The following is a 26,440-nucleotide window of genomic DNA, read 5'->3' on the forward strand; positions in this document are numbered from 1 at the left end:
AAAAATTAAAGGCACAAAAATGAGTAGCAAAAATAGCGAAGTGATTTTGCAGGCGCGAGGTTTAAGCAAATCTTATAGCGAAAAATCTAGTGCAACCCTTGCGCTAAAAAACGCTACATTTGAAGTAAAGTGCAATGAAATCTTTGGGCTTATCGGCGCAGATGGCGCGGGCAAAACCACGCTTATTAGAATCCTAGCCACGCTTTTATTGGCAGACAGTGGGGAGTGCAAGATTTTGGGAGGCGATTTTGCGCGTGATTTTGCACTTATTCGCGCACATTTGGGCTATATGCCTGCGGTGTTTAGTCTTTATAGCGATTTGAGTGTGGAGGAAAACTTGCACTTTTTTGCCAATATTTTTAATGTGAAGCTAGAGACAAACTACGCGCTAATTGAGCCCATCTATCGTGCATTGAAGCCATTTAAAACCCGCCGTGCAGGTGCGCTCTCTGGCGGAATGAAGCAAAAACTCGCCCTTTGTTGCGCGCTAATCCATAAGCCCAAAATCTTGCTGCTTGATGAACCTAGCACGGGTGTAGATGCGCTTAGTCGTGCGGAGTTTTGGGAGATTTTGCGCATTTTAAAAAGCCAAATGTCTATTATCGTATCCACGCCCTATATGGACGAAGCACAGCTTTGCGATAGAGTGGCGTTAATGGCAGGTGGCGAGATTTTCCGCATAGGCTCGCCTAGTGAGATTGTGCGTGATTTTAGCGGGGAATTATTCGCACTAAAAAATCTGCCCTTTGCGCTTTTAGCAAATTTGCGAAATCTGCCCCAAGTCAAAAGTGCGTTTTTGTTTGGAGAGAGTTTGCATTTAAGGCTAAATCCTAATGTGGATTTTAGCTTTGATTCGCGTGAATCTAACGCGGATTTTGACACAAAATCTAGTGAAAAATCTAACGCGTATTTGCAAACATTTTTGAGGCAAAAATTAGGCTATGATGATTTAGAGATTACGCGCATTAGCCCAAATATCGAGGATTGCTTTATGGAGTTTGTAAATGCAAAAATCTAGCCCTATCATAAAAGTGCAAAATCTCACCAAAACTTTTGGGGATTTTAACGCGGTTGATGATATTAGCTTTGAAGTTTTTGGTGGCGAGATTTTTGGATTTTTAGGTGCAAATGGCGCAGGGAAAACTACGGCTATGAAGATTCTTTGCGGACTAAGTCTGCCAAGTCGTGGCAGTGGAAGCGTGGCGGGATTTGACATAGCCACACAAAGTGAGCAAATCAAACGGTCTATCGGCTATATGAGTCAAAAATTTGCACTCTATGAAAACCTCAAAGTGTGGGGAAAATATCTACTTTTTTGGGCGAATCTACGGAATGAGTAAGGGCGAGATTGAGTCAAAAATGAAAGATGATTTAGCAAGATTAGATTTTAGCGATAAGCGCGATATGATGGTGAGCGAACTCCCGCTTGGGTGGAAGCAAAAGCTCGCCTTTTGTGTGGCAAACTTTCATAGCCCAAAAGTCATATTTTTAGACGAGCCAACAGGTGGCGTAGACCCGCTTACAAGGCGGCAGTTTTGGGAGCGCATATACGAAGTCGCACAAAGTGGGACTTGTATCTTTGTAACCACGCATTATATGGACGAAGCGGAGTATTGCGATAGGGTTAGCATTATGGTAGATGGCAAGATTTGCGCACTTGATACGCCAAATAATCTCAAAAAAGAATTTCGCGTTAAGGATATGAATGCGGTGTTTTTCCACCTCGCAAAAACTGCCAAAAGGGGCGAGTAAATGGGGAATCTAAAAAATCGCATTGCAAATCAAACGCAAAACTTCCTAAATAGTCCAAATATCTTGGCTTCAAAGGCATTTATCAAAAAAGAGTTTTTGCATATATTCCGCGATATTCGCACGATTATGATTCTTGTGCTTATGCCTTTGGTGCAGATTTTGCTCTTTGGCTTTGCCCTAAGTAGCGAGGTGCGCAATGTGCGCTTTGCATTACTTGATTTTGCAAATGACTCAAACACACAAAAAATCATCTCTCACTTAAGCCAAAATCCGCATTTTATCTTGCACCAAAACCTTATAGCACAAGATTTTGGCAGTGATTTTTCAAGCGCGTTTAAAAGTGGGGATATTGATTTTTTGCTTGTTTTTCCGCCAGATTTTAGCGTGAATCTCTATGGTGGTGTGCGTCCCGCGCAAGTGCAGCTTATCCTTGATGCAAGCGATGCAAACCGCGCAAGCACAATCAATATCTTTGTAAGCAACATTATCCAAAGCGCGTTTATAAGCGATATAGCGCAAATCCCGAATCTAGATTCAGAGCAAAATCTAAGCATTTCCACCACAATGCTTTTTAACCCGCAAGGCAAATCCGCACCAAACTTTGTCCCCGGGCTACTAGGGCTTGTGCTGATGCTGATTTGTGCGATGATGACTAGCATTTCTATCGTGCGCGAAAAAGAGCAAGGCAGTATGGAAGTGCTACTAATCTCGCCACTAAAGCCCTATCTTGTGATTATTTCAAAGCTCATTCCTTATTTTTTGCTCTCATTTGGGATTTTGGTTTTGGTGCTTGTTGTGTGCGTGTTTGTGCTAGATTTGGCGATTATGGGTTCGCTTTCGCTACTTATGGCTTTTTGTTTGCTCTATCTATTTTTAGCCCTTTGCATAGGGCTAATGGTATCAAACCTCGCAAAAACCCAAGTTGTGGCAATGCTTGTGTGTGCAATGCTGTTTATGATGCCTGTGATGATGTTTAGCGGTATGATTTTCCCTGTGGAATCAATGCCAAAAATCTTGCAATATTTTAGCGACATTATCCCTGCAAAGTGGTTCATAATAGGCGTGAAAAAAATAATGATTGAGGGCTTAGGGCTTAGCTACATTCTAAAAGAGGGCGTAATTTTATGCGCTATGTTAGCAATCGTTTTGGGCGTTAGCCTTAAAACTTACAAGGTGCGATTATGAGAGCAATATTTGTGGCGTTTTTGAACGCGCTTAGTAAGGCAAAGCGTGATTTAGGATTTTTAGTGCAAAAAGAATTTAAGCAGTTTTTTCGCAATAGCTTTTTACCTAGAATGCTTATAGGATTCCCCATAGCAGCGATTTTGGTAATCCCTTGGGTAGCAAATATGGAGATAAAAAATATCAATCTCTCAATAGTAGATTTTGATAAATCCACCCTTTCAAATGAACTCATAGCAAAGATAGAGGCGGGGGATTACTTCAAAATTGCGCAAAACGCGCCTTCATTTGAGAGTGCCAAAGAGTGTATTTACCTCGCTAAATGCGACATAATAGTGGAAATCCCAAATGACTTTGAAGCAAATATGCTCTCACAAAGCGCGTCTATCGCGCTATATGCAAATGCGATAAACTCTACCAAAGGCACGCTAGGAGCGGGTTATCTAAGCAATATCATCGCAGAATTTAGCGCGGAGAAAAATGCGAAGATTTTAAATTGGCAAGGTTTTGGCACGACAAGCGCGACAAGCGCAAATCTCTCAAACACTGCAAATCTAGGCAACCTCGAAATTTTAAGCCTCTATGCTTACAATCCACACTTAGACTACAAACTTTATATGATTCCAGCCCTGACCGTTATGGTGCTAACGCTTTTGTGCGGATTTCTCCCTGCGTTTAACATTATCGGGGAAAAGCAAAGTGGCAATATCGAACAAATCAATGTAAGCCCCTTGCCAAAGTCGCTTTTTATCATCTCAAAAGTCATTCCTTATTGGATTATGGGAATCGTGGTTATAAGCGTGTGCTTTTTGCTTGCATTTATCATCTATGGCTTTGCTTCAAAGGGTGGATATGGTAGCATTTTTGTTTTTGCGCTTGTGTATATTCTAGTGGTTACAGGGCTTGGGCTAGTCATCTCAAACTACTCAAACACAATGCAACAAGCAATGTTTGTAAGCTATTTTTTTATACTGATTTTGATTTTGCTAAGTGGGCTTTTTACCTCCATAAAGTCAATGCCACTTTGGGCGGAGATGCTGACTTTGGCAAATCCTTTGCGCTATTTCATCGAATCGCTAAGGGCGATATTTTTGAAAGGCGATAGTTTGCTTAACTCGCCATTTTTGTGGTGGGATTTGTGCGCACTTGTGGGCTTTGCACTTGTCTTTAACCTCTGGGCGATTGTAAGCTACAAAAAGCAAAGTTAGGCATTTTTAGATATAATTCGTGTGGTTTTTATTTTGGTGGTAGCATAAATGAAGTTTAAGAGAGGTTAGCAATGTCGCATACGCATTTAGATAAAATCAAAGCGGTAAATTTGGGGAGTTTTTATACACCCACTTTTATCGTGCAAATAGCACAGCAAATGCTACTTAATGCGCTAAGCAAAGCGCATATATCGCCAAAAGATTGTGCGTTGCTTGATAGCTCGTGTGGCTATGGGAATTTTTTGAACTTTGATAATTGTGATAAGGCAAACAATAACCCCAAAGATTTTACAGATTTTGCACTAAAAATTGGCATTGACATTGATAAAAAGGCAATAGATATTGCCACAAAAGCCATAAACACACCTAAAAATCCCCCGCTATTTATTCATCAAAACGCATTATTAAATGTCAATAGAAAAACCTTTAAGATTCCACCAAATACACCACTTGCAATCATAGGCAACCCTCCATATAATGACAAAACCTCAATCGTGCAAAAACATATAAAAGACAAAATATATGCGCTAGATTCTGCACTTAAACACCGCGATATAGGTGCTAGTTTTTTGCTATCTTTTGTTGAATTACAGGCGGATTTTATCTGTGTGCTTCACCCGCTATCCTATCTCATTAAAGAAACAAATTTTAAAAGCCTAAAACGCTTTTTTGCGCACTATACGCTTATAGATTCTCTTATCATTAGCTCACAGATTTTCTGCCCTAACTCTACTAGCTTTTTCCCTATTATCATTGCACTTTATGAGAGAAAATCTAAAGTGCCAGATTTTGCTAATGTGAAAAATCATAGATTTTACACGATAGAGGGCAAAAATTTCGCGCTAAATGATTTTGATTTTATCGGCAAATACATCGATAAATACCCAAACAAATCGCGCGTGAGTGATAAAGACAGAGTAGCATTATTTTACACATTGCGCGATATAAATGCACTTCGCCGCTCTAAGACATTTTTAGATAAGCCCACCACAAACGCCATAAATGTGCCACAAGAAAAATATAGCTTGTATTGCTATGTAGATGTGTTTAAGCAAATGATTGAGCGAGTGCCTTATTATCTTGGGAATTGCGATGTTTTGATTGATTGGGCAGAATTTAAGGCGTTAGAGAGTGAGTTTGTAAAATGCGCAAAATCTAAAATCATTACACCAAAAATTACGCAATACTTTGAAAATCTTTTGGGAGAGCATTATGAAAATAGCTAAATTAGAGCAAAATAGTGGCAAAATCTTTGTTGAGTTTCCACTTACAGAGCAAAGTGGCAAAGCACGAGTAAAAATAAGAAATAGCTTTTATGAGTATGGCTTACCAAGTGCAACGAGGCAAAGTCCATTTACTCAAAAGCACTATATAGAATGGCAAATCGGCTATGATGTGGATAAAAGCGATAAAGAAAAACTAGATTTAAGCACTTGCAAAGACACAGAATTTGTAGGAGCAAATGGCAAGAAAAAAGCACTTTATGAACTAAGTGATTTTATATATTATTTCACAAAATGGGGGATTATCGGCATAGATGAGATAAGTGAAATGTTAAGTTTTTTAGAAAATATTAAACAAAATGAATTTCTAGATTCGCGAAGCGAGTTGGCAATTTTACGAAGCCACCCTATTACACGCAATATTTTGGGAGTGGAGTTTTATCATAGCGAAGTGAAATATCCGCTTTTAATGCGAACTTTTAGTGTATTTGATATTTTGGTAGAAATAATCATCAAAGAAAAACAACGCGCTATCGGCACTCAACCAATGCTTTATGTATGCTTCCCCATCACGCAACTTTGCCCAACTAATGGAAATATTGCGCTACTTGGTAGAGTGGCACAACAAAAAGAAAAAGCGCATTTGATATTAGATTCTACGCATAAGCAGTTTTTATTAGAATCTTTTAAGATTTTTGGCATATTAAGTCCAAATCATAACCACGATGTGCGCGAAATTTTAAAAATTATAAAATCGCTAAAAAGGGGCGAAAAATGAAAGATGAAAGCAAATCTGCAGATAAATCCACAAAAGAGGCGATTTTAGATACTGCGCTAGAGCTTTTCGCGCTTCAAGGCTATGATGCCACTTCCACGAGGCAAATCGCGCAAAAATCAAATGCAAACTTAAGCGCGATTTCTTATCATTTCGGTAGCAAAGAGGGGCTTTATAGGGCGAGTTTTTATCACTGCTTTGGCTTTGTGGAGGCGATTTTGGAATCTGCACCCACTGCGCCATTAGAGAGAATCGCCCACTACGCTACAAAAATGAGCGAACTGCACCAAAAAAAGCCCTACATAGGGCGACTTTTTATCGAAAATGTGATTAACTCAAAGCCATTTATGTTTGATGATATTGCAAAGAGACAAGCAAAAATGCGTGGTTTTTTCTTTGAGGCGTTGCAAGAGGGCATAAAACAGGGCGTTTTTAGGGCTGATATAGACATCGCTTCTAGTGCGATTGCGCTATTTGGGATTGTGAATTTTTACTTTTTTGTCCAGACTACAAAAGTCTTGCCACAGGGCTTTAAAAATCTATCAAATGTCTATGCTAAAAATTCTTTAGAGATTTTCCTAAATGGGATAAAGGAAAAATTATAGGAAAGAGGTGGATTTGCGCTAGATTTTGGCAAATCTAAAAAAATCAAATAAATAGATTTTGTTTTTAGATATATTTCAATGCTATAATGTGGCTTTTTGCAAAAGCACCAAAATCTAAATATCCCACATTCACATTTCTTAAGGAAAATCAAAATGCGATTTGGCAAGATTTGCTACCTCAATCTACTGCCTTTTGATATGTTTATCAAGTCCTACCCTACCCCATCTCGCTTCAAGCAAAGCCTTTTTGCCCATAGTTCCTATCCTGCCAAGCTAAACCAATCTTTTTTATTTAATCGCATTGATGCGGGGTTTATCTCCTCTATTGCAGGGGTTAGCTCTCACAATAAGCAATGTGGCAAATACGCCACAAAAAGCGGAATCATCGCCAAAGGCGCGGTATGGAGTGTGCTAGTGAAGCACTCCACTCCCAAAAACGACTACCAATCAGACACTTCAAACACCCTAAGCAAAGCACTAGGGCTAAAGGGCGAAGTAATTATCGGGGATAAAGCACTTTTGTGGCTATACCAAAACAAAAAAACACAGAGCGATTTTTCTAAGGCAAAATCTAAAGCAAACTATAAAGACTCTCACAAAAAGATTTCGCACTATACGCATAGACATACAAGTGAGCAGGGATACATAGATATGGGAGAAGCGTGGTTTAGCAAGCAGGGATTGCCTTTTGTTTTTGGGAGGCTTTGCTGCGCAAAAAAATACGCAACATTTTATGAGCAAATTTCAAACAGATTTAACGCAAAATTTAATCCCAAACGCGTAAAGATTCCGCACTTTTGGCTACTAGAGCGAGCTAGGCAAATGGGAATCTCGCTAGATTTTGCTAAAGAATATTTAGCGCATATTTACTACAAAATAGGGGCAAAAGAATCTATCGCTATTGCTAGATTTTATCGCTTGGCACGGCTAATGCGCTTAAGCCCACCAAAGCGAGCATACAAAACACCAAAACACCCAAAATCTAAATAAAGGCTTTGCTTAAAAATGTATAAAAAAGACTTTGATACATATCTAGCTTCTCGCACACCAAAAGCTGCTCTGCTGTATGGAGAGAGTGATTTTTTGATACAAGTGTATTCCAAAAAAATCACAAACGCGCTAAATGTTATCCCAGAGGTGTTTTATTATGCGGATTATAGTTTGGATTCTGTGATGAATATTTTGACACAAAGCAGTCTTTTTGGCGATGCGCAAGTGGTGGTGCTAAAGCTTGATAAAAAGCTAGATTCTAAACATCTAAAAGCAATAATGGGTGCGCTAAAAAGCAATGAAAACAGCGCGATTATTATTGAATTTTATCAAGCGGAAAATAAGCCTAGCGCACAATACGCGCGGGATTTCAAAGCGTTTGCCACAAGCCTACACACAGAATCAAATGGCTTAAGTGGCGTGGTAGATGTGCGGTTTTTCACCCCAAATGCTCGTGAAAGTATAGATTTTTTGCGTGAGAGGGCAAACTCGCTTGGGATTTTTATAAACAATCAAAACTTACAAACCCTCCTTGAAATGCAAAACAACGACATTGCCCTAGCCTGCGCAGAACTAAGTAAATTTAGCATAATACAAGGCGAAGTAAAAAGAGAGGACATTGCTTTTTTGTGCTATGGACTAGGAAGCGTGGGGATAGAGGAGCTGCTAGAACGCATTTTTAGCAAAAAGTCGCCTTTTTTGGTGCTAGAAAAAATGCTAGAGAGTGGGCTTGATGAAATGGGACTAATGCGTGATATGGAGGAGTATTTTAATAAATTATTTTTGTTTTTTGCGTATGCTAGGGCAAATGGCAGGATTGAACCAAAAGAGATTTTGGGATATGCCCCACCAAATCTCATCAGCGATGAATACAAGAGAAGATGCTTGCAAGTGCGCTCTGAAGAGGGGTATTTGGAGATTTTTAAGCTACTTGGAAAATGGCGAAATGAACTTATGCAGGGCAAAAAAAGCATTTCTTTGCAAAGTTTAATCAAAATTCAAGATTTTATTCGCTAGAATTTGCACTTTATTTTCCTTGCTCTATTGCGCTTAGATTCTGCAAAATCCCTAGATTTTCTTTAGATTTGCCTAATGATTTTCTTGGATTTTTGCGGATTTTTAGAGGTTTTAGGACTTAAAAAGCATAGGGCGAAAACCAAAAGGAGACTTCAATGAAACACTACGAAACGATGTTTATCGTAAAGCCTACTCTTGTCGAGGAAGAAATCAAGCAAAAAATCGACTTCTACAAAGACGCGATTACCAAAAATGGTGGTAGCATACAAACCTGCCTAGATATGGGAATGCGTAACCTCGCTTATGAAATCAAAAAACACAAACGCGGATACTACTTTGTGATTTATTTCACAGCAGAGCCAAAATCTATTTTGGAGCTAGAGCGACTATATCGCATAAATGAAGACATTTTGCGCTTCATCGTCATCAAGTATGAGAGCAAAAAAGAGCAAAAAGCGTGGCAAACCCTCGTAGATAGAGCAGATAAAAAAGTAGAGCCTATCAAACTTGGAGCACCAAAATCTAGAGATAGAAGCGAAGACAGAGGCGGAGAAAGCCTAGCGCAAAAATCTAGCACGCTAGATTCTGCGACAGATTCTGCTACTGAATCTGTGAGAGAACCCAAAGAATCCTCTAGCGATTCTGCTGAAAGCTAGCTTTATCTAGTTTTGTAAGGAAGCCCTAAGGAAGCCAAAATGTTTAACAAGATTATCATTGTGGGCAATCTAACTAGAGATGTCGAGCTACGACATTTGCCCTCATCTACTGCGCTAGCCACGCTAGGAGTAGCGAGCAACAGAGCATACACCAAGCAAGATGGGACAAAGGCTGATGAAACTTGCTTTGTAGATGTGAAGCTATTTGGACGCACTGCAGAAGTAGCAAGTCAATACCTACGCAAAGGTAGCAAGGTTTTGATTGAGGGGAGATTGGTCTATGAGACTTGGAGTGACCAAAATGGACAAAAACGGTCAAAGCACTCTATTGTCGCAGAAACTATGAAAATGCTAGATAGCAAAAACGCAAGCGGTGGATATGGTGGCGATAGCTATGATGAGAGCTATGGCAGAGAGTCAAGCTACGCAAACAACTATGGTGGCGATAGCTACGGCGCAAACGGCTATGGTAGTAACCCAAGCGGTGGAAATAACTCAAACTACGGCGGTAGCAACTACAACCAATCAAACAAAAACTACCAAAATCCACAGCCTAAACCCCAGCAGGACAATATCCCAAGCATCGACATTGATGATGATGATATACCATTCTAAAAAGCAATTCTAAAATAAGGAGAACACAATGGAAAGAAAACGATACTCAAGAAGATACTGCCGATACACAGAAGCAAAAATTGAATTTGTAGACTACAAAGACATTGATTTGCTAAAGCACACACTAAGCGAACGCTACAAAATAATGCCAAGACGACTAACAGGCAATAGCAAAAAATGGCAAGAGCGTGTAGAAGTCGCTATCAAACGCGCTAGACATATGGCACTTATTCCATATATCATCGACCACAAAAAAGTCGTAGAAAGTCCCTTTAGATAGGCTTATTTAGGGCTTACTTGCTAGATTTTATGCTTGTGTGTGAAATGTATTCGCACACAAGCATTTACAAGATTTTTTAGATTTTTTTACTTGCTAGATTTTATGCTTTAGCTTCCTAGAATCTCCACAGCATAATCCAAACACTCATCACAAATACCCACCACAAAATAACTATCAATAACTATCACAAAAACCTATAAATCCCCCACCTTAAAAGCTATTCACAAAAACTACTACATAAAACACCCTCGCCACAAACCGCTCTTACTTCGTAAGATTATCCATTAGGCTTGCTGCTTTTCTTAGCCTATCTTTATCAAAGTGTGTGTAGATTCTACTAGTGTTTAAGTCTGCGTGCCCTAGTGCTTCTTGAACTAGGACTAAGTCTTTATGCTTTTGATATAGTAGCGTAGCAAATGAGTGCCTTAGCAAGTGCGCTCCCATTTTTTCTTTGCGTATGCCTATATATAGTAGCATATTTCGCACGATACCATAGATATATGGCTGACTTAGTGGCTTGCCTTTTTGGTTGCAAAAAAGCAGATTCCCTTGTATTTTTTCTTTTTTTGTTGCCCTTTGACTTTCTATGAGGGCACGGTAGCCTAGCCACTCTTTTAGCAAATTATCTATATGCGCTTTTTTTATCATCACTACGCGCTGTTTATCGCCCTTGCCTTGAATGTTTAGCAGATATATCTCGCCATCGGGCAAAACCTTATTTACCTCCAAATTTATCGCTTCACTCACGCGGATACCTGTGTAGACGATTAGTTTTACGATGAGCCTATCTCTAGCTTGCACCCCCTCACTTACCGCGCTTATAGGTGCTTCATCTATCGCCTTTAGAAACTTCTCTAGCTCCTCCTCTTTTAGAAAAGTCGGTAGCTTTTGCCCGCTTTTGCCACGCGTGCCAGAGAGGCTTTTTAGCTCAATATTTAGGATATGAGATTTGCCGTTTTCGTCCTCATTGTGCTTATCTACAAATCCAAAAAACCCTATCAGCACTATGCGAAAATTGCGCTTGGTGGCATTGCTAAGTCTTGCCGTAGCGATAGTGATAAACTCACTCAAAAACACCTCATCAATCTCACGCAACGAACTGATAGAATCCGCGCTAGCTAGATATTCGCCCAGCTTAAAAAGCGGATTTGCATAGGTGTTTAGCCCTATCATTCCACAATTCCTAGCACTTTTTATCGCTCGCTCAAACTCGCCTAGATTTTGCGCTGACTTGATAGAATCTAGGCTTTTGGTAAATGCTTCTTTGTCGTGGATATGGCGATTTGAAAGTGTAGTCATTTTGTGGATAAAAAACTTTTGTAGCCAAAAAAGATAGTTTCGCTCCACGCTCTCAAATGGCTCAAGCGGATAAGTCATCACGCTATCCTTTTTAAGTGAATTTTTGAGTGAATCATAGCATTAGGCATAAGACTTTTTAGACTTAAAACTCCCAAAACCTAATCCTTAGGCTTCACTTTTTCATACCGCTCATAGTCCAAATAATCTTTGCATTTTTCACATTGTGTGAATTCTTTTGGAATCCAACTGCTGTATTTTAGGTTTTTTGTTATCTCCTCTGGTTGTTCTCTTGATTGGATATTGCTTAGGTATTCTTTTGGCATTTTTTCTTTGCCATTTTTTGTCTTTGCAGGTAGCAGATGGGCGGCTAAATCATCTTTTGTGATATTTTGATTTATGACTTCACCAAAATTAGCTAAAAGCTTGTGTGTGGGTGGCAAAAGTAGCAAAACCTCTTTCCGCAACTCCTTGACTTCTTTTATTGCAGGGATAAAGTCCGTATCCGCACTTAGCAAAATCGCCTTATCATATTTATCATCACGAGCGTCTTTGTATAGCTGAAGTGCGAGCTTTATATCTGTTTCCTTTTCTTTTATTTCTCCATTAAATTTATTAAAACGACCAAAAATAGTCTCCACACCAAAATCCTCCAAAAAATCCTCGATATAGATTTTGTGCCTATCTTTGATACCACCTTTTGGTTGATATGCAAACGAAGTAAAATAATACACCTTATCCAAAATATCCACTTCATCACAAAAGTGCTGGCACAAAGCGCGTAGATTTACCCACTTCAAACGATTATCGTTTAACTTTCTTTCAGCGTGATACAAATTATACCCGTCAATATAGGCATTTACCCTCATATTACATCCTTTTTATGTTTTGCCTTTTTATGTATTGATTTTATCGTGCTGATAGACAGGTTTTTACTTCATCGTCATAGCACGATGAATGATTTTAGCAAAATATGCTTAGCGAAGTTTAAAGATTCATAGCGATTTAGCATTGATTTGCGCAAGAATTTCATTTGCTGCTTCGCTTGGATTGCGGAGATTAAAAAGCAATATTTGTAGCTTGTGTGGATTTTGATTTGGCAGATTTGATTTTGCCTTGTATGTGAAGTGTTTGTGCGTAAAATCTTGCGGGGCTTTTGTGTCCTCAATTTCACTAGCCCCAATTTCCCCAATCTGTGGGTAAATCAAAAATCCATTTTCGCACTCATACTTCGCCAGATACGCAAACATTTGATACAAGTCGCCTTGTGCGATTCCATAATTATTTGATTCACTAGATTCGAGAATCTTCCACTTCGTATCCGCGATAAACACCACATTATTCCCACCATTATCACTCTTGCGACACACTATATCAGGCTTGATTTGAAATTTCCTCGCCCCACCCACTTCTAGCAAATATTTGCGCGATTCTTGCGTGCTTATCACATATTTCCCACCACTTGCCCTTTTCAAATGCCACGCCACAAAGCTCTCAAACAGCTTATTCATATCAAATAGCAGCGCAAAGGCTTTGTCCCCGCCTTGATAAGGCATAAAACTTTTGCGCCGCAAAAAAATCTTACACCACGCTAAAAGCAGCTCATAGTCCTTATAATGCCGTGAGCTAGGGCATAGCGCGAAGTCTTTGTCGATACTTTTGCTTGGGCGTATATCCGCAAAGATAAATCGCGCTTGGCTTATGCGCCCGCTCGTGCGGGGACTAAAGCCCTGCGCGGACAAAAACAAAATCGTGCTTACGATAAGGCGATTTGGCGCAATGTCAGCGATAAACTCATCGCTTGCGCTGAAAAACCGCTCTTTGTGCGCGAAATTGCGCTTAAGATTTTCGCCAAAGAGTAGCTTGCCTTTGAGAAATGTGCGATTTTCCTCGCGCACGACATAGTCGCTCTTTATCCCGCGCTTGATTAGTCGCTCCACCTCGTCCAAAAACATTATGGCAAACACCTCTAGCAGGGGGAATCTGTGGATTTTGAGGTTTGAGATATGGCTTTGCTTAAATGGGCTAGTGCGCAGTGTGCGTAGCATATTTAGTAGGATTTGCTTGGCTTGGCAGACTTGGCATTGCTGGCTTTTTGTGCTGTCATTTTGTTTATTAGCGTGGCAATCCACGCCATTTTGGCTTGCTCCATACCCCTCCCCAACCCCTCCCGCAAGGGGAGGGGCTTTTTCTTGTTCCCCCTCCCCAAAAGTTAAATTTGTGGCGGAGGGGGTTAGGGGGTGGGTGGATTTTTGTGATGAGCAGACACAATTTTTGATTGCAAACCCATCGCTATTCTTTGCAGTGCAAAAAGTCTTTGGCAAAATCTCTAAGCAAAATCCACTTTTTGTTTGGATAAGCCCGACAAAATTCCGCGCCTTTAGGCGATTGTTGCGATAGGGCGTTAGGAATATATGATTGCCCTCTCTATCATCAAAGTTGCCTTTTTGATTGGCAAAGTTTTGCAACTCGCTAAAAATCTTTTGTGCTTTTTTCTCGCTTTTATCGGCAATGACTTCTTGTATATCATCTGTGCCAAAGCTCTGCCACTCGGCTATGCAAAGGGTGTTATTTTTACTCATTTTCGTCTGATTCATTAGAATCTTGGCTTTGTGATTTTGTTGCCTTACTATTATAGATTTTTACAAACTGCCACAACTCCCACTTTTGCCACTCTTTTTCAATCTCATACACGACTTTTTCATCATTCACTTCATCGCTAAATTTAGACAAAAATTCAGGCTTTGGCTTTGGTTTAATCATATCATTATCATTCAGCACGGCTTGAATCTTCGCATAATCATCATAAAAATACTCTTGCAAAAGCGGGATAATTTTTAGCTTAAACACCTCACGCAATTTGCCCAAAGAATTCACGCCGATAAAAAAGCTATGCCCGATTGTATGCTCCCTATCAAGCAAAAACTCGATTCGCTCATTCATTTTATCCAAAAGTCGTGCCAAATCTATAGCACCACAAGGCTTTAATTGGCTAGAATCAGGCATCATCTCTACAAACTCAAACCTCCTACGCAACGCCGTATCAAGCAAGGCTATGCTTCTATCAGCCGTATTCATCGTGCCGATTATGTAGAGATTGCTCGGCACTCCAAAGCTATCATTGCTATATGGTAGCGTTACCTCCAAAGATTCATCGCCTATACCACGCGCTTTTTCCTCCTCACTCGCACCGATTCGCTTACTTGGCTCGATAAGCGTGATAAGTTCACCCAAAATCTTAGATATATTTCCACGATTGATTTCATCGATGATAAGGATATAGGGCTTTTTACTTATTTTCTTGGCTTGTATACTTGAAGATTTTTCAAATTCTTTGAGTTCTGCATAAAAATCCAAATACCACCAAGATTGTGCGTGTTTCTTGCCTGTGTGATTTGACACTATATCTTTTGCTTCTTTTATTGTCCCATTTTTATAATTATCATAATCTCGTAAAACCATTGCGCGTGTAATCCAAATAGGTGTTTTGCCAGATGAAGTTGTGCAACGAAGCCCAGCGTTAGCATTATTTTTGAAATCTACAACTCCAACGACTTTCACATTATTTTTGCCAAAAGAGATTACTTCCCCTTTTGCAAGTTTTTCTTGCACTTTTTCCGCATATCTATCAAACACCTCTCCCGCATCGATTTGCCCATCGTCAATATTTGCTTGTCTTAAATTTTCTTGTGCTTTGATACAAATTTCCTTAAAGATTCCTGCCTTTGGTTCATAAATCATATTTTCTGGGTTGTCAGTATTTGGCTTAATTCCCTCTACAAATTCCTCATACGAAAAACTTTGATGAAAGGTTACAAATTCGATTTGTCCTTGCTCTGCGCTACGATAATAATCAAATAATAATTTAGCCAATTCTCTATCATTTTTAGAATTTAGATTTTCCAAATCCAATCCCACGCCCTTGTTATTGTCCGCAATATTTTGTAACTTTTCCTTGATTTTAGTGTAATCTAGTATGACTTTACCATTATTATTAGATTTTGTATAGCCTAAAATCTCCAAAGCCTTATCAATCGCGCTATAAGTCTTGCCCGTCCCCGGCGGTCCATAAAGGATTTGATTAAGTGGCGGGATTGCCATATTTTGTGTATTTGGTGTTGGTGTTGGTAAAGGCTGGTCAATTGGGACTCCACCTAGCCATTTGTTATACTCATCGCAAATAAAATCTGCAACAGGTTGCCATAAACTAATTGTATTTCTTTCATATTCCTCAAAAAATTTACCATTAGCATTATTGTTTCTAGCTTCAGTTTTCATTGAAGCTAGATTTCCATCAAAATCTCTAATATCACCACAAATTTTCCTCAAATCATCAATGTAAACAGGTTTTGTATTTTTATTTGATAATTCCATAAACCTGACTAAAATTCTCGTATTTATTTGATTAGGTTTATAAAACCACTTATTTTCAAGTATTCGTTTTCTAACTTTTTCAATTTCTTGTTGTATTTCTAACTCTGTCATTTCTTACTCCTTAAACAAAAATTTATCACAAAAATCACGGTTTTCTACTCCCACTCTATCGTGGCTGGGGGTTTGGAGCTTATGTCATACACTACGCGATTTACGCCCTCTACTTCGTTTATTATGCGATTGCTTACGCGCTCTAGGAAGTCAAAATCTAGCCTACTAAATCTCGCCGTCATTCCGTCAATCGCCTCCACCGCGCGAAGTGCGATAGTATTATCATAAGTGCGATTATCGCCCATTACACCGACACTCCGCACATTTAATAATACGCAAAACGCCTGCCACACGGTATCATACAGCCCATTTTTGTGTAGCTCCTCTATGTAGATAGTATCCGCCGCGCGTAAAATCGCCAAGTCTTTTTGCGTAACCTCGCCCATAATGCGAATGGCAAGTCCGGGTCCGGGAAATGGGTGGCGCATAAGCATAGATTCGGGCATTCCTAGCTCACGCCCAAGCGTGCGCACCTCGTCTTTAAAGAGTTCGCGCAATGGCTCGATGAGCTCAAACTTCATCCACTCGGGCAGTCCGCCGACATTGTGGTGGGATTTGATTGTCTTGCTTGGTCCTTTCACGCTTACCGATTCGATGACATCGGGGTAGAGCGTGCCTTGCGCTAGGAATTTGATTTCGCCATTTGCGTTGTGCGCTTTTGCCTCGCGCTCAAAGACTTCGATGAAAGTTTCGCCGATAATCTTGCGCTTTTGCTCTGGCTCGATTATGCCTTTTAGTCGGCTTAAAAATAGCTCGCTTGCGTCCGCCGTGATAAGCGGGACGCGCAAATTCTCTCTAAACATAGCCTCCACAGCTTCGCGCTCTCCCGCACGCAGTAGCCCTGTATCGACAAAAACGGGGATTAGACTATCCCCGATAGCTTTGTGTAGCAATGCCGCCACGACACTTGAATCAACACCGCCTGAAACGGCGCAAAGCACCTTGCCATTCCCCGCCACTTCGCGCACTTTGGCAATCTCTATCTCGGCGAAATTGTGCATATTCCACTCATTGCTAGCCCCACAGATTTCAAGCGCGAAGTTGCGTAAAATCTGCGCTCCACACTCGCTATGCACCACTTCGGGGTGGAATTGAATCGCATAGATTTTACGCTCTAAATCTGCAATCGCGCAAATCTCGCTATTTTCACTTCTACCAATAGCACTAAAGCCCTTTGGCAACGCAATGACTTTATCACTATGGCTCATCCACACCATAGAATCGCTTTTAATATCCGCAAAAATGCCACTAGAATCCATAATCTCTAAATGCGCTTTGCCAAACTCTTGGGCATTTGATTTCGCCACTTCGCCACCAAAGAAATGTGCGATATACTGCATTCCATAGCAGATACCAAACACGGGGATTCCTAGCGTGAAAATGCCCGATTCAGGCTTATAGGCGTCCTTTTCATACACACTAGCAGGTCCGCCGCTAAGGATAATCCCACGCGGATTTTTCGCCCGAAGTGAATCTATACTAGCAAAATAGGGCATTATCTCGGTATATACGCCGATTTCACGCAACCTTCGGGCGATTAGCTGGGTGTATTGACTTCCAAAGTCAAGCACGATGATTTGGGGGTTTAGCGTGGTTTGGGAGGTAGATTTTGTGGTAGATTTGAAAGCAGATTTTGGGGTAGATTTTGAGGTGCTCATAGATTCTCCTAGATGATTTAAGTGTCGCAAAATTTTGCATATTTTTTGCATAATGCTTTGGCATTATAATCAAAAATGTCTTAAATCTAAAACAAACGGCACTAAGAATCTAAAGAAGCCAAAAATCTAAAATCCATTTCCCTCCACTACAAAAACAAGCAAAAAACATTCAAACAAAGCAAACACAAAAAATCCACTCTAGCAAAATCTAGTAAAATCTAGCTTTTTAGATTTTCGCACTTAGGATTTTCTAGACTTGTTTTTTATCTTTCTTGTTCTTTTTGCATTTCTAGCCTTGTTTTTACAATGCTAGAAATAAGGCTATATTGTCCTATACCTAAAATTTTGTTGCGAATATCGCTGGCTTGATTTATGCTAGATTTTTCGCCGTGTGCAGCTGGATTGCGCAGTGTTTGGATAGCTCTTATCCCTGATACTAGGTGCTTTACCACAGATGAGATTTTGGGGTTTTGCTTGGCGTATTTATCTATGTGTGCTCTTAGCTCGCCTTTTAGCAAGTAGCCATACACACCTAGAAGTGTGCTTGATTGCAGTAAGTCGCTTACTTGCTTTTTGTGCCCGTTTTCTTCATAAGGGATTTCTAGCACTGCGCTATGAGTCTTTGCTAGCTCTATGATGAGTGCGCGCACAAACGCCCTGCACTCTTGCTCAAACGCCTTTGCGTAGCGCAACACCACACCACTAAAGTCATACGCTGTGTCATTTTTGTTTGCGCGAAACTCTAGCTCGGCATAGACAAGGTTTTCAAAGCTATTTGGGTGCAGAGCGTAGAGGAGTGTCTCTCCTAGCACAAAGTGCGCGAGATTTTCTTGCATTGCTAAAAACTCCACGCTTTTAAACAATGTCAAAAAGTGCTTTTTATGCACTGCTTGCTGTGTGGTGTCTGCCTCTGCATTTTGCAGATTTTCATCGCTGAAATAATCCACTTCCATTTTTTGCGTGATTTTCAATGGGTAGGAGTAGGAGTTGCCATAAATGGCATAAGTATGCCCTCCAAAGTCTGGCGTGCGAAATCCTGCCAAATATTTATCACGCAAAGTAGCAAAATCATTTCGCACGATTTCGCGCAAATCTGTGATGATGAAATACACATCTATGCTTAAAGCTTTTTGCGCATAGTAGCTAGGGATAATCCCGCTTGAAGATTCTAGCGTTTCTAAAATCTGCTCTACCTTTGCCACATAGAGATTGGCATAATCGGTTAAAAAAAGTTGCAAATATGCGTTTTTATCTCGCGCTTTTTGCGCGCTTAGCTCTTTTTGCAAGGAGGACAAATCTAATGGATTCTCTGGCACTTCTAGGCTATTTTTTAGTTTGGAGCGCACCTTGCCAAAGGCGACTTTGCCACTAGATTTTAGCACTTCTAGGTGGGATTCTATCACGCGCTCTTGGTAGTAGGGATTGTAAAGGATTAGGAGGTTTATCATTTGTGAAGTCCTTAGCGTGATTTAGTGTGATTTGTAGCGTTGCACCATAGTATTTTACTTGGTGTCTGCTTTGCTTATGAGGTATGTGCCTAGCCACCAAGCCCCTAGCCAAGCTAACCCCCACGCCACACCAAAGTAATAAAAAATCGCCACACTACCCACGATAAACGCCAAAAAAACTGCTAAGGTAATATATGCCATAACGATAGCTAGCCCAAAAAGAGCTGCAAAAATCGCCCCGATAAATAAAATAAGTCCGCCCATCATCTGCTCCTTTTTGTAAAAATTATAGTTTGCCAAAATCTGCTTAAAACTTGCCTAAAATCATTGCGCGATAATGGCTTGATAATAGTGTGATAGTCGCCGCAATAGTTGCGCGGTAGTTGCTTTGATAGTCGTGCCAAATCACTTGCACTAGCTAAATCAAAGCCACAAAAAGCTACAAAGCTAGTCAAAAAACGACTTTATCGCTTCATCGATTTGTCTATCGCTTTTGCGCTTTTGGCTAAATCGCGCTAGTGCGCTAAAGATTTCCTCAAATTCTTGGGGATTTTCCCTCTTATACTTTAGCACCAAGTCTAGTGCTTCAAATGCAGAGTTGATTCGCGCCTGCTTGGATTCATACTCGTTTGTGAAAGTGTCGATTTTACTTTTTAGCTCATAGCCTAGTGCGCCGATTCTCGTTAGCTTAGGTAGATTCCAAAAGCTTTCAAACTCGCTTAGAAACTTAAAGCCTACACTAAGCATATCAAGCCATTTTTTCATTTTTTCCACTTTGTGCGCTCCTTTTGTGCGTTTGATTTGCAAAATGCAAAAGCGATTTGCGGTGGCATTTTGCGATGAGATTTTGCAAGTTTTTGTATAAGATTTTTGCGGGAATATTTTACAAAGCTAATGCGACAAATATTGTCGCTTCATAGTGCAAAATTATAAAAATGTAAAAAATTTGTGAGAAATTTTTTGCTTATCATCTAGTATGTTTTTATGAGTTGCTAGATTTTTCGCTACTTATTATTTCTAGCACGGATTGCATTTTTGCCTTTTGCAGATAGATTTTGCAGAGTTTTCTTTGCTGTGCGTTTATTGCCATTTTTGATTCGCATTTGCGTGTTTCTAAGGCTTTTATCATTTCGTATTTTACGCCTATTTTGCTATAAAGATGATTTGCAAAATACTCATATATGCTCTTTTGCACTTTCTCTACGATGATTTTTGTATTAGGCATTTTGGCAAATTTTTCTAGCATAGCTTTCACTTCCACGCTACACACGGCTTTTTCAACCGAATCTTTGCTGATAAAATCAGGCGATTTACCGCATTGCACGCATAGCTTTTTAATCTCGCTATGCGTTAGCTCTGCGATATATTTTGCTATTTCATCTTTATTGTGCATTGTCCTATACTAGCGCATTTAGTGCCACTTGATTTGTCGCTATGCTTTTTGCTAGGGCGATTTGTTGCGCTTCCTTGCCTAGCTTATCTGGCGAATTTTGATAGTTTTCTAAAAATTTCACGCTTTTTTGTGCGCTAGATTTTATGCCCTCTAACTTTGCGCTTAGCTTTTGCTTTGTCAGCTCAAACGCCGTATTTAGCGCGTTTTCTAGCTCGTTTTGAAAGCTATGCAAAGCATTAGCATTGGTATCATTGATAAAATTTTCCACCTTTTTGCGTTTGCCCTCGCCACTATCTTCCATTAGGATTTTTGATAGCGATTCATTATCAAAGCTAATTTGGCTGATTATTTGTGAGCGCAGATTTTCCTTTGCCTTATTAAAGTGATATTTAGCCGATTGGCGCATATCTCTAGCGATATTTTTATCTATATCCTTAAAGAGTTCATCGCTAAAATCAAACATTTTGCTAAATCCGCCCACAATCTGCTCTGCGCTATCATCTAGCTTTTGCAATGATGAGTTTTTATAGTTTGAGATAATCCCGCGAATGTGCTGTATCTCTGCGATACTAGCCTTTTGTGCGTCAAAAACTCCGCTTTGGGATAGCTCATTTGCTAGCTGCTTACTATCGTTGCCAAAAATCCAATCTTTCAATTTGCTTATAGCGATAGGTATCAGTGCCGCACCTGCTTGTATGGCATAAGGCAATAATTTTGCGCCAATCGTTTTTGCCGCACCAAGCAATGTCCCTATTGCCATCTCACACCCCCTTTATCGCATTTAGAATAGCGATTTTTTTATTTAAATCAAGTGCCAAATTCACTTGCTCACTTTGCTTTTGCTCTACATTTTTCGCTTCTTTGATTTTCTCTAGAGTCGCCATTTGCTTGCTTGCTAGAGTTTTGTGCATTTCTAGTTTGGATTCCAGCATTTTTATCATAGTATTGGCATTGTTTTCCACACTATCTACGAATCTATCACCCAAATTTCTAAATGCCTTTTTTATCGCATTGTCGATAAAACCGTTCATCTCTTTTCTTTTGGCTTCTCCGCTTTCTTTGCTTAAAATCTCTGCACATTCTGCGTTGCCAAGACTGATTTTGCTACCAATTTCACTTAGCACAAAACCTTTAAGTCTTTCAAATTCCGCTTCGCATTGCTTTGCGAAATTTTCCCCACTATCGGCTAAAATCCGCGCTAATCTTTTAATAGACTTGCGCCCTATGCCAATAAGCGCGACTTCAAAAGTTTCGCCCTCCTTGATAGCACTTGATTTAAAATAGCCTAGCTCATCGTTGATTTTCTTTATCTCACTCACAGTTGCTTGTTGCTCATCATAAGCACTCATTTGCCCGATATTGTGCGATAAATCAGCATTTGCCTTATTGATATTTCTAGCAGACTCATTTGCCGAATCACTAGAAAACCAATCTTTAATAGACTTAAATGCTTCAGTAGCAAAATCAGCCACAGCATTATAAACTTCTTTTCCAATTTCAGCAACCTTTTTGGCAATGCTAAGAGTTTCTATTGCAGTCTCTGCGTATTTTTTTGCAGTTTCTGCGTGTTTTTTTATTTTTTTCGCATCTAGTGCTTTTATAGAATCCAAAAGTCCCATTTTATCCTCCTTATTTATTCTTTTCGATGAGTTTTTCGATTTGCTCACCCAAACTTTTTAGCGTTTCTTTGCTTTGTGATTCAAACTGCTCCATAACGCCCTCTAACTCATTTTGCGCATTTTGCAAGTCTTGCAATTCACCTTTTTCTTTGGCGATTTGTGCGTTGATTGCCTCAAGTCCGCTAGATAGTGCCTCATAAGTATCTTGCTTTCTGAGTATGTCGCCTGTGAAATACGCCATAACTTCGCTATGCAGATTTTCATAATTTCTTTTTACGCCTTGATTATAAATATCTTGCGCATCGTTTAAAATGTCCTTTTGTATGCGTTCGTGCATCGAATCCACATTGGCAAACTCTAATAATCTATCCAAATTTGCGTCTATATCATCATTGCCACAGATTTTATAGCATTTCTCTTTTAGCGATTGAATCTTATAGTCTTCATCCAAATCATCTAACTCGCCCTTTTTGTAGAGTTCGCATAGCAACGCCACCCGCCCAGAGACATTGATGATATTTTTTTGCGCCAATTCTTTAGTATAGCAAGTGCGCTCTTTTATATTATCATCTATTTTTGTGGCGGTTAGATAGTTGCTCCACTCATCTTTTTGCTTTGCCCAATCATCTTTTGGATTTTCAAATCTATCATATTGTGTCCCAAGCACATATACTTTGCTAGGGTCGCTACTTTGGTCAAATGCGCTATAAATGGTAAGCACTTCATCTTTTGTCATCGCTTCTACACTATTGCAGACAAGCACGACTTTCGCACTTTTGATATATGCCCTAGTAATCTCCGAGCGATATGGCACAGGGTCATCTAGCCCGGGCGTATCTACAAACATTAGATTTTTTTCATAAGGAAAATCAGGGTAGCTAATCAGCACTTCTTTTACGAAAAAATGCTCTGCCTTTCTTGATGAAGTGTATTTTTTGAGCGATTCGACACTAAAAGGCTCTGTGATTGTAGCCTTGCCTACGAAATTATCTTTGTGTGATTCGGCATTGGCTTCGTTGTATTTTTTCAAAAACAATTCGCCACTTTTGAGTGCGTCATCATATAGCTTTTGCCACTCTTTTTGTGTGTAGAATGTTATTTGCATTTCTGCCTTTTTTCCCCACTTAAATTTCGTAAGCGTAGCCGTCTCTGGCGTAGGGTCCACACTTGCATACTTTGCTTTTAGCAGGGCATTTATAAGTGTGGATTTACCCGCCTTTATCGTGCCTACAAAGGCGATTTCTAAAAATTCGCTTTGATTTAGAAAATTATCCGCTTCGTTTATATAGCCATTCAAAATCTTTTTAGATTCATCACTATCCTCATCATTTGCGCAAACTTCAAGGACGCTTTTTATCCTCGCCACTTCATCAAAATACTTTTGCACCGCCTTATTTGGCGCAGGTTTTGAATCTATGGGCTTATTTAGCTTAGCGATAAAATCTTTTAGATTTTGCTCATTTTGCGCCAAAGCATTTTTATCGCTAAACTCATCGCCACCTACGATTTTGCCACATTTATAGCAAAATAACTCAACCTCAATTCCGCAATTTTCGCATTTTTGTAATGCTGACATTTTTTCTCCTTTGAAAGTTTGTTTATAAGAATCCAAGATTCTTAGATTCTTAATAATAAAATTATACAAAAGGGGTGCGACAGCATTTGTCGTCTGCAACATAGTTGCATAAATTTTTGCAAAAAATTTTACGGATTTTTTGAAAAATTTGCGAAAATGTCGTGTAGGGCGGGGTTTTCTCAAGTTACGATAAGTAGCATTTTGTTTTTTTTTTTTTTTTTGTAGTTGGATTTTTGTGGAGATTTAGGGGTATTTTTGATGATTTTTGAGGGATTTTTGGAGGTTTAAGCGAGGTTTAAGGTATTTAAGGTTTTGTGGGGTTTTTTGTATGTTTTGAATCTTGGGGAGTTGTGATATTTGGGGTTGTGATATTTTATGTGTTTTGGAGTTTTGTAAGATTTTGAATTTTATGAGATATTTCGCTTACGCTTAAATATGACAAATGCGGCAAAAAAATAAAATCAAATTCTACAAAGAAGTGAAATATGCAAAACTGTTTTTTTGAAATAAAAAAGCATTGCAAAATCGCTAGCGAAAAACCGCAGAATGCTTCCCAAAAAAGCCCGCACAAACCCCCGCGTGCTAAAGTGGTTTTGGATAAGATAAAATCAAAGAATGATATAATAGCAAGCCAAAAAATCACAAAAGGGCAAAGAAAATATGAAACTTGATAAGTTTTTGGATTCTAATGGTAAGATGAGTGAGGAGGCACTTCGCGGGTATGCTGTGAATATGCCAGAAGTAAGGTTTGATAGCACGGCAAGTTTTAAGGCATATTTTAAAGAGACAAAAGGGAGGTTTGGCTTTATACAAACTCCCTATAAGGTTGTGAAAGTAAATATGCCTTATGCCTACGCTCATTTTTACAAAAATACAAGTAAAGCAAATCGTGGTGCTATAAAATCAGCATTTTTTGAAACCTTTAGCGACCCGCTTTTTATTGCTAAAGATAACTCAAAAGGCAGAGATAGCGTGTATTTTTATAAGCCATTTTTGGACAAAGATGGGAATCTTTTAGATTTATTTGGTATAGGCATAGACAGCGAGGGAAAAATAGATTTTATGACTTTTTACAAAGATATATCAGGTAGTAGAATGAAAAGAATGCTAAAAATAGATGATGAAAGGATTGTGTATGTGAAAGAGTAAAACCCCCTCGCTATCATAACCACTACACTGACAGCGGCTTCGAGAAGTAGTTACCATAAGTGGAGTAGGCTTATAGCTACTCTCGCACGGGGTTTATGAAGCACATTATAAAACTTTTTGCATTAAAAGTCAAATTTAAACAAAAATCTACCACAAAGGAATAATATGCAAAATCTATCGCAACTAAAAATAGCATAATCACAAAAGCTAATCAAAAAAGCAATATTAAATTTTGCTAAAAAAAGCGTAAATTCTTGTCATACTTAAGCGGCTTTTTAAACTAGAAATATCTAAATAATATTTTAAAAACCAAAATAGTATAAAAAGAGATATTTCGCTTGCGCTCAATATGATAAAAGAATTAAACTCTCTAAATAAAATATGCAAAGCTGTTTTTGAAATAAAAAAGCATTGCAAAATGCTATAATCTAGCGAATATATTTTTTGTAAGGATTATTATGACGGCTAGAGACAAAGAGATTTTGGAATATTTCGCTCATTTTGTTTGGTGGAAAAAAAAAAGGATGAGATTATCGCTAGTAATCCTTTGCGAATCGTTGCTAGCGCGATGAAAGATGCTAATAGTGTGGATAACTTCAAAAAAAAGTGTGTGATTTTAGCGATGAAGTGCTAAAAGAAACATTAAAAAACGCGCAAGCAGGGTGGTTTGATATAAAATCGTGGCATTTTTGGCATATTAGATTGTATGGTGTTGATTGTGTGATTCCACCACTACCAAAACGAGGGTTTTTAGATGAAACTACGATTTGAGATATTGCCAAAAGAGCAAAAAGATATTTATCCGCACCTAAAAGCTATAAAGGATTTGGGTTTTACGCTTTTTGGCGAGACTGCGGTTGCTTTGCAGCTAGGGCATAGAGTGTCTATTGATTTTGATTTTTTTACTGACAAAGATATATCACAGCTTCATTCCACGCTTTTAAGCATTAGCGGCATAGAGGTAAGCGAAATCTCGCGGCAAACAAATAATTAACTATCTTTTAAAACCACAAATAATGTCAAATTTTCTTTTTTTTGGTGGCATAGAATTTGTCAAATTATCTGGCAAGATTCAAAGCGATGATGAAGTATTGCAACTTGCTGATTTGAAGTCTTTGCTTATCACTAAGCTAAAAGTTTCGTGTGAAAGGGCAGAATATAAGGATTACAAAGATATAGCAGAGATTTTAAAAACCAATCAAGTTTCGTTAGAAGAAGGACTATGCGGAGTGAAGCAGTATTTTGGCTATAAATTCCCACTTTTGCAGGTGCTAAAAGGATTGACTTACTTTGAGGATGGGGATTTGCATAGACTAGATAAAGATGATAGAAAGATTTTGCTAAATGCTGTAAAAAATATCAACATATCTAAAATATAAATACACTGCGATAAAACAAAATATAGATTTTGTTATGTGGCTATTTTTTGTTATTTTGGTATAGGTAAAAAGTATGTTTTAGATTTTTCGTGGAGTTGTAGTTTTGCGAGGTTTGAATATTTGTGAGATATTTC

At 39.1% G+C, this 26,440-nt stretch carries 29 protein-coding genes and 2 pseudogenes; 18 read left to right on the forward strand and 13 right to left on the reverse strand.

What is annotated here, in order from left to right; all coding sequences use genetic code 11:
- Positions 1–19 precede the first annotated feature (19 nt).
- The 13 genes and pseudogenes from HMPREF2086_RS06860 (at position 20) to rpsR (ending at position 10,303) form a co-directional block, all read left to right on the forward strand.
- Entirely contained in the window at positions 20–1,018 is a 999-nt protein-coding gene (locus HMPREF2086_RS06860) for an ABC transporter ATP-binding protein (protein WP_023928060.1), read from the forward strand.
- Positions 1,005–1,340 carry an ATP-binding cassette domain-containing protein gene (locus tag HMPREF2086_RS11925; RefSeq protein WP_023928061.1) on the forward strand — a complete coding sequence of 112 codons (336 nt, stop codon included), beginning with the start codon at positions 1,005–1,007 and terminating at the stop codon, positions 1,338–1,340. Before HMPREF2086_RS06860 ends, HMPREF2086_RS11925 begins: the two co-directional genes overlap by 14 nt.
- A complete protein-coding gene (locus HMPREF2086_RS11930) occupies positions 1,279–1,752 on the forward strand; it encodes an ATP-binding cassette domain-containing protein (protein WP_023928062.1) in 474 nt (157 codons plus the stop codon). The genes HMPREF2086_RS11925 and HMPREF2086_RS11930 overlap by 62 nt, the downstream gene beginning before the upstream one ends.
- Positions 1,753–2,937: an ABC transporter permease gene (locus HMPREF2086_RS06870; protein WP_023928063.1), complete on the forward strand. Its 1,185-nt coding sequence runs from the start codon at positions 1,753–1,755 to the stop codon at positions 2,935–2,937.
- Positions 2,934–4,142 carry an ABC transporter permease gene (locus HMPREF2086_RS06875; RefSeq protein ID WP_023928064.1) on the forward strand — a complete coding sequence of 403 codons (1,209 nt, stop codon included), beginning with the start codon at positions 2,934–2,936 and terminating at the stop codon, positions 4,140–4,142. Before HMPREF2086_RS06870 ends, HMPREF2086_RS06875 begins: the two co-directional genes overlap by 4 nt.
- A 71-nt stretch (positions 4,143–4,213) precedes the next feature.
- The gene (locus HMPREF2086_RS06880) at positions 4,214–5,368 is read left to right on the forward strand and encodes an N-6 DNA methylase (protein WP_023928065.1); all 1,155 of its coding nucleotides are present in this window, start codon (positions 4,214–4,216) and stop codon (positions 5,366–5,368) included.
- Complete coding sequence (locus HMPREF2086_RS06885; protein WP_023928066.1) at positions 5,355–6,143, forward strand: R.Pab1 family restriction endonuclease; 789 nt, start codon at positions 5,355–5,357, stop codon at positions 6,141–6,143. Before HMPREF2086_RS06880 ends, HMPREF2086_RS06885 begins: the two co-directional genes overlap by 14 nt.
- Positions 6,140–6,745 (forward strand): TetR/AcrR family transcriptional regulator, encoded by a 606-nt coding sequence (locus HMPREF2086_RS06890; protein ID WP_023928067.1) that lies wholly within the window; start codon positions 6,140–6,142, stop codon positions 6,743–6,745. Before HMPREF2086_RS06885 ends, HMPREF2086_RS06890 begins: the two co-directional genes overlap by 4 nt.
- Before the next feature lie 153 nt (positions 6,746–6,898).
- On the forward strand, positions 6,899–7,735 hold the full coding sequence (locus HMPREF2086_RS06895; protein WP_023928068.1) for a type 2 periplasmic-binding domain-containing protein: 837 nt from the start codon (positions 6,899–6,901) through the stop codon (positions 7,733–7,735).
- Between the two features lie 15 nt (positions 7,736–7,750).
- On the forward strand, positions 7,751–8,752 hold the full coding sequence (gene holA, locus HMPREF2086_RS06900; RefSeq protein WP_023928069.1) for a DNA polymerase III subunit delta: 1,002 nt from the start codon (positions 7,751–7,753) through the stop codon (positions 8,750–8,752).
- A 155-nt stretch (positions 8,753–8,907) separates the two neighbouring features.
- A pseudogene (gene rpsF / locus HMPREF2086_RS06905) lies at positions 8,908–9,243 on the forward strand (30S ribosomal protein S6); the annotation flags it as partial.
- A 204-nt stretch (positions 9,244–9,447) separates the two neighbouring features.
- The gene (locus HMPREF2086_RS06910) at positions 9,448–10,023 is read left to right on the forward strand and encodes a single-stranded DNA-binding protein (protein WP_023928071.1); all 576 of its coding nucleotides are present in this window, start codon (positions 9,448–9,450) and stop codon (positions 10,021–10,023) included.
- 28 nt (positions 10,024–10,051) lie between these two features.
- A complete protein-coding gene (gene rpsR / locus HMPREF2086_RS06915) occupies positions 10,052–10,303 on the forward strand; it encodes a 30S ribosomal protein S18 (RefSeq protein WP_023928072.1) in 252 nt (83 codons plus the stop codon).
- Positions 10,304–10,567: 264 nt separating this feature from the next.
- Here rpsR and HMPREF2086_RS06920 read toward each other — a convergent pair whose 3' ends face one another.
- From HMPREF2086_RS06920 to HMPREF2086_RS06980, 13 genes and pseudogenes are all read right to left on the reverse strand, one after another.
- On the reverse strand, positions 10,568–11,680 hold the full coding sequence (locus HMPREF2086_RS06920; RefSeq protein WP_023928073.1) for a tyrosine-type recombinase/integrase: 1,113 nt from the start codon (positions 11,678–11,680) through the stop codon (positions 10,568–10,570).
- A gap of 80 nt (positions 11,681–11,760) precedes the next feature.
- Positions 11,761–12,468 (reverse strand): NYN domain-containing protein, encoded by a 708-nt coding sequence (locus tag HMPREF2086_RS06925; protein ID WP_023928074.1) that lies wholly within the window; start codon positions 12,466–12,468, stop codon positions 11,761–11,763.
- 126 nt (positions 12,469–12,594) lie between these two features.
- Positions 12,595–14,196 (reverse strand): McrC family protein, encoded by a 1,602-nt coding sequence (locus HMPREF2086_RS06930; RefSeq protein ID WP_023928075.1) that lies wholly within the window; start codon positions 14,194–14,196, stop codon positions 12,595–12,597.
- Positions 14,174–15,340 carry an McrB family protein gene (locus HMPREF2086_RS12525; RefSeq protein WP_408605735.1) on the reverse strand — a complete coding sequence of 389 codons (1,167 nt, stop codon included), beginning with the start codon at positions 15,338–15,340 and terminating at the stop codon, positions 14,174–14,176. The genes HMPREF2086_RS06930 and HMPREF2086_RS12525 overlap by 23 nt, the downstream gene beginning before the upstream one ends.
- 267 nt (positions 15,341–15,607) lie before the next feature.
- A pseudogene (locus HMPREF2086_RS12530) lies at positions 15,608–15,703 on the reverse strand (hypothetical protein); the annotation flags it as partial.
- Between the two features lie 425 nt (positions 15,704–16,128).
- Positions 16,129–17,742: a glutamine-hydrolyzing GMP synthase gene (guaA, locus tag HMPREF2086_RS06940; protein WP_023928077.1), complete on the reverse strand. Its 1,614-nt coding sequence runs from the start codon at positions 17,740–17,742 to the stop codon at positions 16,129–16,131.
- 263 nt (positions 17,743–18,005) lie between these two features.
- Entirely contained in the window at positions 18,006–19,190 is a 1,185-nt protein-coding gene (locus tag HMPREF2086_RS06945) for an HP0729 family protein (RefSeq protein ID WP_023928078.1), read from the reverse strand.
- A 54-nt stretch (positions 19,191–19,244) separates the two neighbouring features.
- Positions 19,245–19,454, reverse strand: coding sequence for a hypothetical protein (locus HMPREF2086_RS06950; protein ID WP_023928079.1), 210 nt, complete (start codon positions 19,452–19,454; stop codon positions 19,245–19,247).
- A gap of 183 nt (positions 19,455–19,637) precedes the next feature.
- Complete coding sequence (locus HMPREF2086_RS06960) at positions 19,638–19,964, reverse strand: hypothetical protein (RefSeq protein WP_023928080.1); 327 nt, start codon at positions 19,962–19,964, stop codon at positions 19,638–19,640.
- Positions 19,965–20,172: 208 nt separating this feature from the next.
- Positions 20,173–20,583: a hypothetical protein gene (locus HMPREF2086_RS06965; protein ID WP_023928081.1), complete on the reverse strand. Its 411-nt coding sequence runs from the start codon at positions 20,581–20,583 to the stop codon at positions 20,173–20,175.
- 4 nt (positions 20,584–20,587) lie between these two features.
- A complete protein-coding gene (locus HMPREF2086_RS06970; protein WP_023928082.1) occupies positions 20,588–21,343 on the reverse strand; it encodes a hypothetical protein in 756 nt (251 codons plus the stop codon).
- A 1-nt stretch (position 21,344) separates the two neighbouring features.
- Positions 21,345–22,202, reverse strand: a complete 858-nt coding sequence (locus tag HMPREF2086_RS06975; RefSeq protein ID WP_023928083.1) for a hypothetical protein — start codon at positions 22,200–22,202, stop codon at positions 21,345–21,347.
- A gap of 10 nt (positions 22,203–22,212) precedes the next feature.
- Positions 22,213–23,778, reverse strand: coding sequence for a dynamin family protein (locus HMPREF2086_RS06980; protein ID WP_023928084.1), 1,566 nt, complete (start codon positions 23,776–23,778; stop codon positions 22,213–22,215).
- Between the two features lie 485 nt (positions 23,779–24,263).
- On the opposite strand from HMPREF2086_RS06980, the gene HMPREF2086_RS06985 reads away from it, so the two are divergent.
- From HMPREF2086_RS06985 to HMPREF2086_RS10890, 5 genes are all read left to right on the forward strand, one after another.
- Positions 24,264–24,449 (forward strand): hypothetical protein, encoded by a 186-nt coding sequence (locus HMPREF2086_RS06985; RefSeq protein ID WP_034560449.1) that lies wholly within the window; start codon positions 24,264–24,266, stop codon positions 24,447–24,449.
- Positions 24,439–24,927 (forward strand): hypothetical protein, encoded by a 489-nt coding sequence (locus tag HMPREF2086_RS06990; RefSeq protein WP_023928085.1) that lies wholly within the window; start codon positions 24,439–24,441, stop codon positions 24,925–24,927. The genes HMPREF2086_RS06985 and HMPREF2086_RS06990 overlap by 11 nt, the downstream gene beginning before the upstream one ends.
- 606 nt (positions 24,928–25,533) lie before the next feature.
- Entirely contained in the window at positions 25,534–25,698 is a 165-nt protein-coding gene (locus HMPREF2086_RS11605) for a hypothetical protein (protein WP_156921318.1), read from the forward strand.
- The gene (locus tag HMPREF2086_RS10885) at positions 25,682–25,921 is read left to right on the forward strand and encodes a hypothetical protein (RefSeq protein ID WP_023928086.1); all 240 of its coding nucleotides are present in this window, start codon (positions 25,682–25,684) and stop codon (positions 25,919–25,921) included. Before HMPREF2086_RS11605 ends, HMPREF2086_RS10885 begins: the two co-directional genes overlap by 17 nt.
- A gap of 22 nt (positions 25,922–25,943) precedes the next feature.
- The gene (locus HMPREF2086_RS10890) at positions 25,944–26,306 is read left to right on the forward strand and encodes a hypothetical protein (RefSeq protein ID WP_023928087.1); all 363 of its coding nucleotides are present in this window, start codon (positions 25,944–25,946) and stop codon (positions 26,304–26,306) included.
- Positions 26,307–26,440 lie beyond the last annotated feature (134 nt).

It is taken from the genome of Helicobacter macacae MIT 99-5501, from assembly GCF_000507845.1.
GTDB classification, from domain to species: Bacteria; Campylobacterota; Campylobacteria; order Campylobacterales; family Helicobacteraceae; genus Helicobacter_B; species Helicobacter_B macacae.

Coding starts and splice junctions, on each gene's coding strand:
- HMPREF2086_RS06860 (WP_023928060.1), top strand. CDS start 20: ATGAGTAGCAAAAATAGCGAAGTGATTTTGCAGGCGCGAGGTTTAAGC.
- HMPREF2086_RS11925 (WP_023928061.1), top strand. CDS start 1,005: ATGCAAAAATCTAGCCCTATCATAAAAGTGCAAAATCTCACCAAAACT.
- HMPREF2086_RS11930 (WP_023928062.1), top strand. CDS start 1,279: ATGAAAACCTCAAAGTGTGGGGAAAATATCTACTTTTTTGGGCGAATC.
- HMPREF2086_RS06870 (WP_023928063.1), top strand. CDS start 1,753: ATGGGGAATCTAAAAAATCGCATTGCAAATCAAACGCAAAACTTCCTA.
- HMPREF2086_RS06875 (WP_023928064.1), top strand. CDS start 2,934: ATGAGAGCAATATTTGTGGCGTTTTTGAACGCGCTTAGTAAGGCAAAG.
- HMPREF2086_RS06880 (WP_023928065.1), top strand. CDS start 4,214: ATGTCGCATACGCATTTAGATAAAATCAAAGCGGTAAATTTGGGGAGT.
- HMPREF2086_RS06885 (WP_023928066.1), top strand. CDS start 5,355: ATGAAAATAGCTAAATTAGAGCAAAATAGTGGCAAAATCTTTGTTGAG.
- HMPREF2086_RS06890 (WP_023928067.1), top strand. CDS start 6,140: ATGAAAGATGAAAGCAAATCTGCAGATAAATCCACAAAAGAGGCGATT.
- HMPREF2086_RS06895 (WP_023928068.1), top strand. CDS start 6,899: ATGCGATTTGGCAAGATTTGCTACCTCAATCTACTGCCTTTTGATATG.
- holA (WP_023928069.1), top strand. CDS start 7,751: ATGTATAAAAAAGACTTTGATACATATCTAGCTTCTCGCACACCAAAA.
- HMPREF2086_RS06910 (WP_023928071.1), top strand. CDS start 9,448: ATGTTTAACAAGATTATCATTGTGGGCAATCTAACTAGAGATGTCGAG.
- rpsR (WP_023928072.1), top strand. CDS start 10,052: ATGGAAAGAAAACGATACTCAAGAAGATACTGCCGATACACAGAAGCA.
- HMPREF2086_RS06920 (WP_023928073.1), bottom strand. CDS start 11,680: ATGACTTATCCGCTTGAGCCATTTGAGAGCGTGGAGCGAAACTATCTT.
- HMPREF2086_RS06925 (WP_023928074.1), bottom strand. CDS start 12,468: ATGAGGGTAAATGCCTATATTGACGGGTATAATTTGTATCACGCTGAA.
- HMPREF2086_RS06930 (WP_023928075.1), bottom strand. CDS start 14,196: ATGAATCAGACGAAAATGAGTAAAAATAACACCCTTTGCATAGCCGAG.
- HMPREF2086_RS12525 (WP_408605735.1), bottom strand. CDS start 15,340: ATGATTTATGAACCAAAGGCAGGAATCTTTAAGGAAATTTGTATCAAA.
- guaA (WP_023928077.1), bottom strand. CDS start 17,742: ATGAGCACCTCAAAATCTACCCCAAAATCTGCTTTCAAATCTACCACA.
- HMPREF2086_RS06945 (WP_023928078.1), bottom strand. CDS start 19,190: ATGATAAACCTCCTAATCCTTTACAATCCCTACTACCAAGAGCGCGTG.
- HMPREF2086_RS06950 (WP_023928079.1), bottom strand. CDS start 19,454: ATGGGCGGACTTATTTTATTTATCGGGGCGATTTTTGCAGCTCTTTTT.
- HMPREF2086_RS06965 (WP_023928081.1), bottom strand. CDS start 20,583: ATGCACAATAAAGATGAAATAGCAAAATATATCGCAGAGCTAACGCAT.
- HMPREF2086_RS06970 (WP_023928082.1), bottom strand. CDS start 21,343: ATGGCAATAGGGACATTGCTTGGTGCGGCAAAAACGATTGGCGCAAAA.
- HMPREF2086_RS06975 (WP_023928083.1), bottom strand. CDS start 22,202: ATGGGACTTTTGGATTCTATAAAAGCACTAGATGCGAAAAAAATAAAA.
- HMPREF2086_RS06980 (WP_023928084.1), bottom strand. CDS start 23,778: ATGTCAGCATTACAAAAATGCGAAAATTGCGGAATTGAGGTTGAGTTA.
- HMPREF2086_RS06985 (WP_034560449.1), top strand. CDS start 24,264: ATGCAAAACTGTTTTTTTGAAATAAAAAAGCATTGCAAAATCGCTAGC.
- HMPREF2086_RS06990 (WP_023928085.1), top strand. CDS start 24,439: ATGAAACTTGATAAGTTTTTGGATTCTAATGGTAAGATGAGTGAGGAG.
- HMPREF2086_RS10885 (WP_023928086.1), top strand. CDS start 25,682: ATGAAACTACGATTTGAGATATTGCCAAAAGAGCAAAAAGATATTTAT.
- HMPREF2086_RS10890 (WP_023928087.1), top strand. CDS start 25,944: ATGTCAAATTTTCTTTTTTTTGGTGGCATAGAATTTGTCAAATTATCT.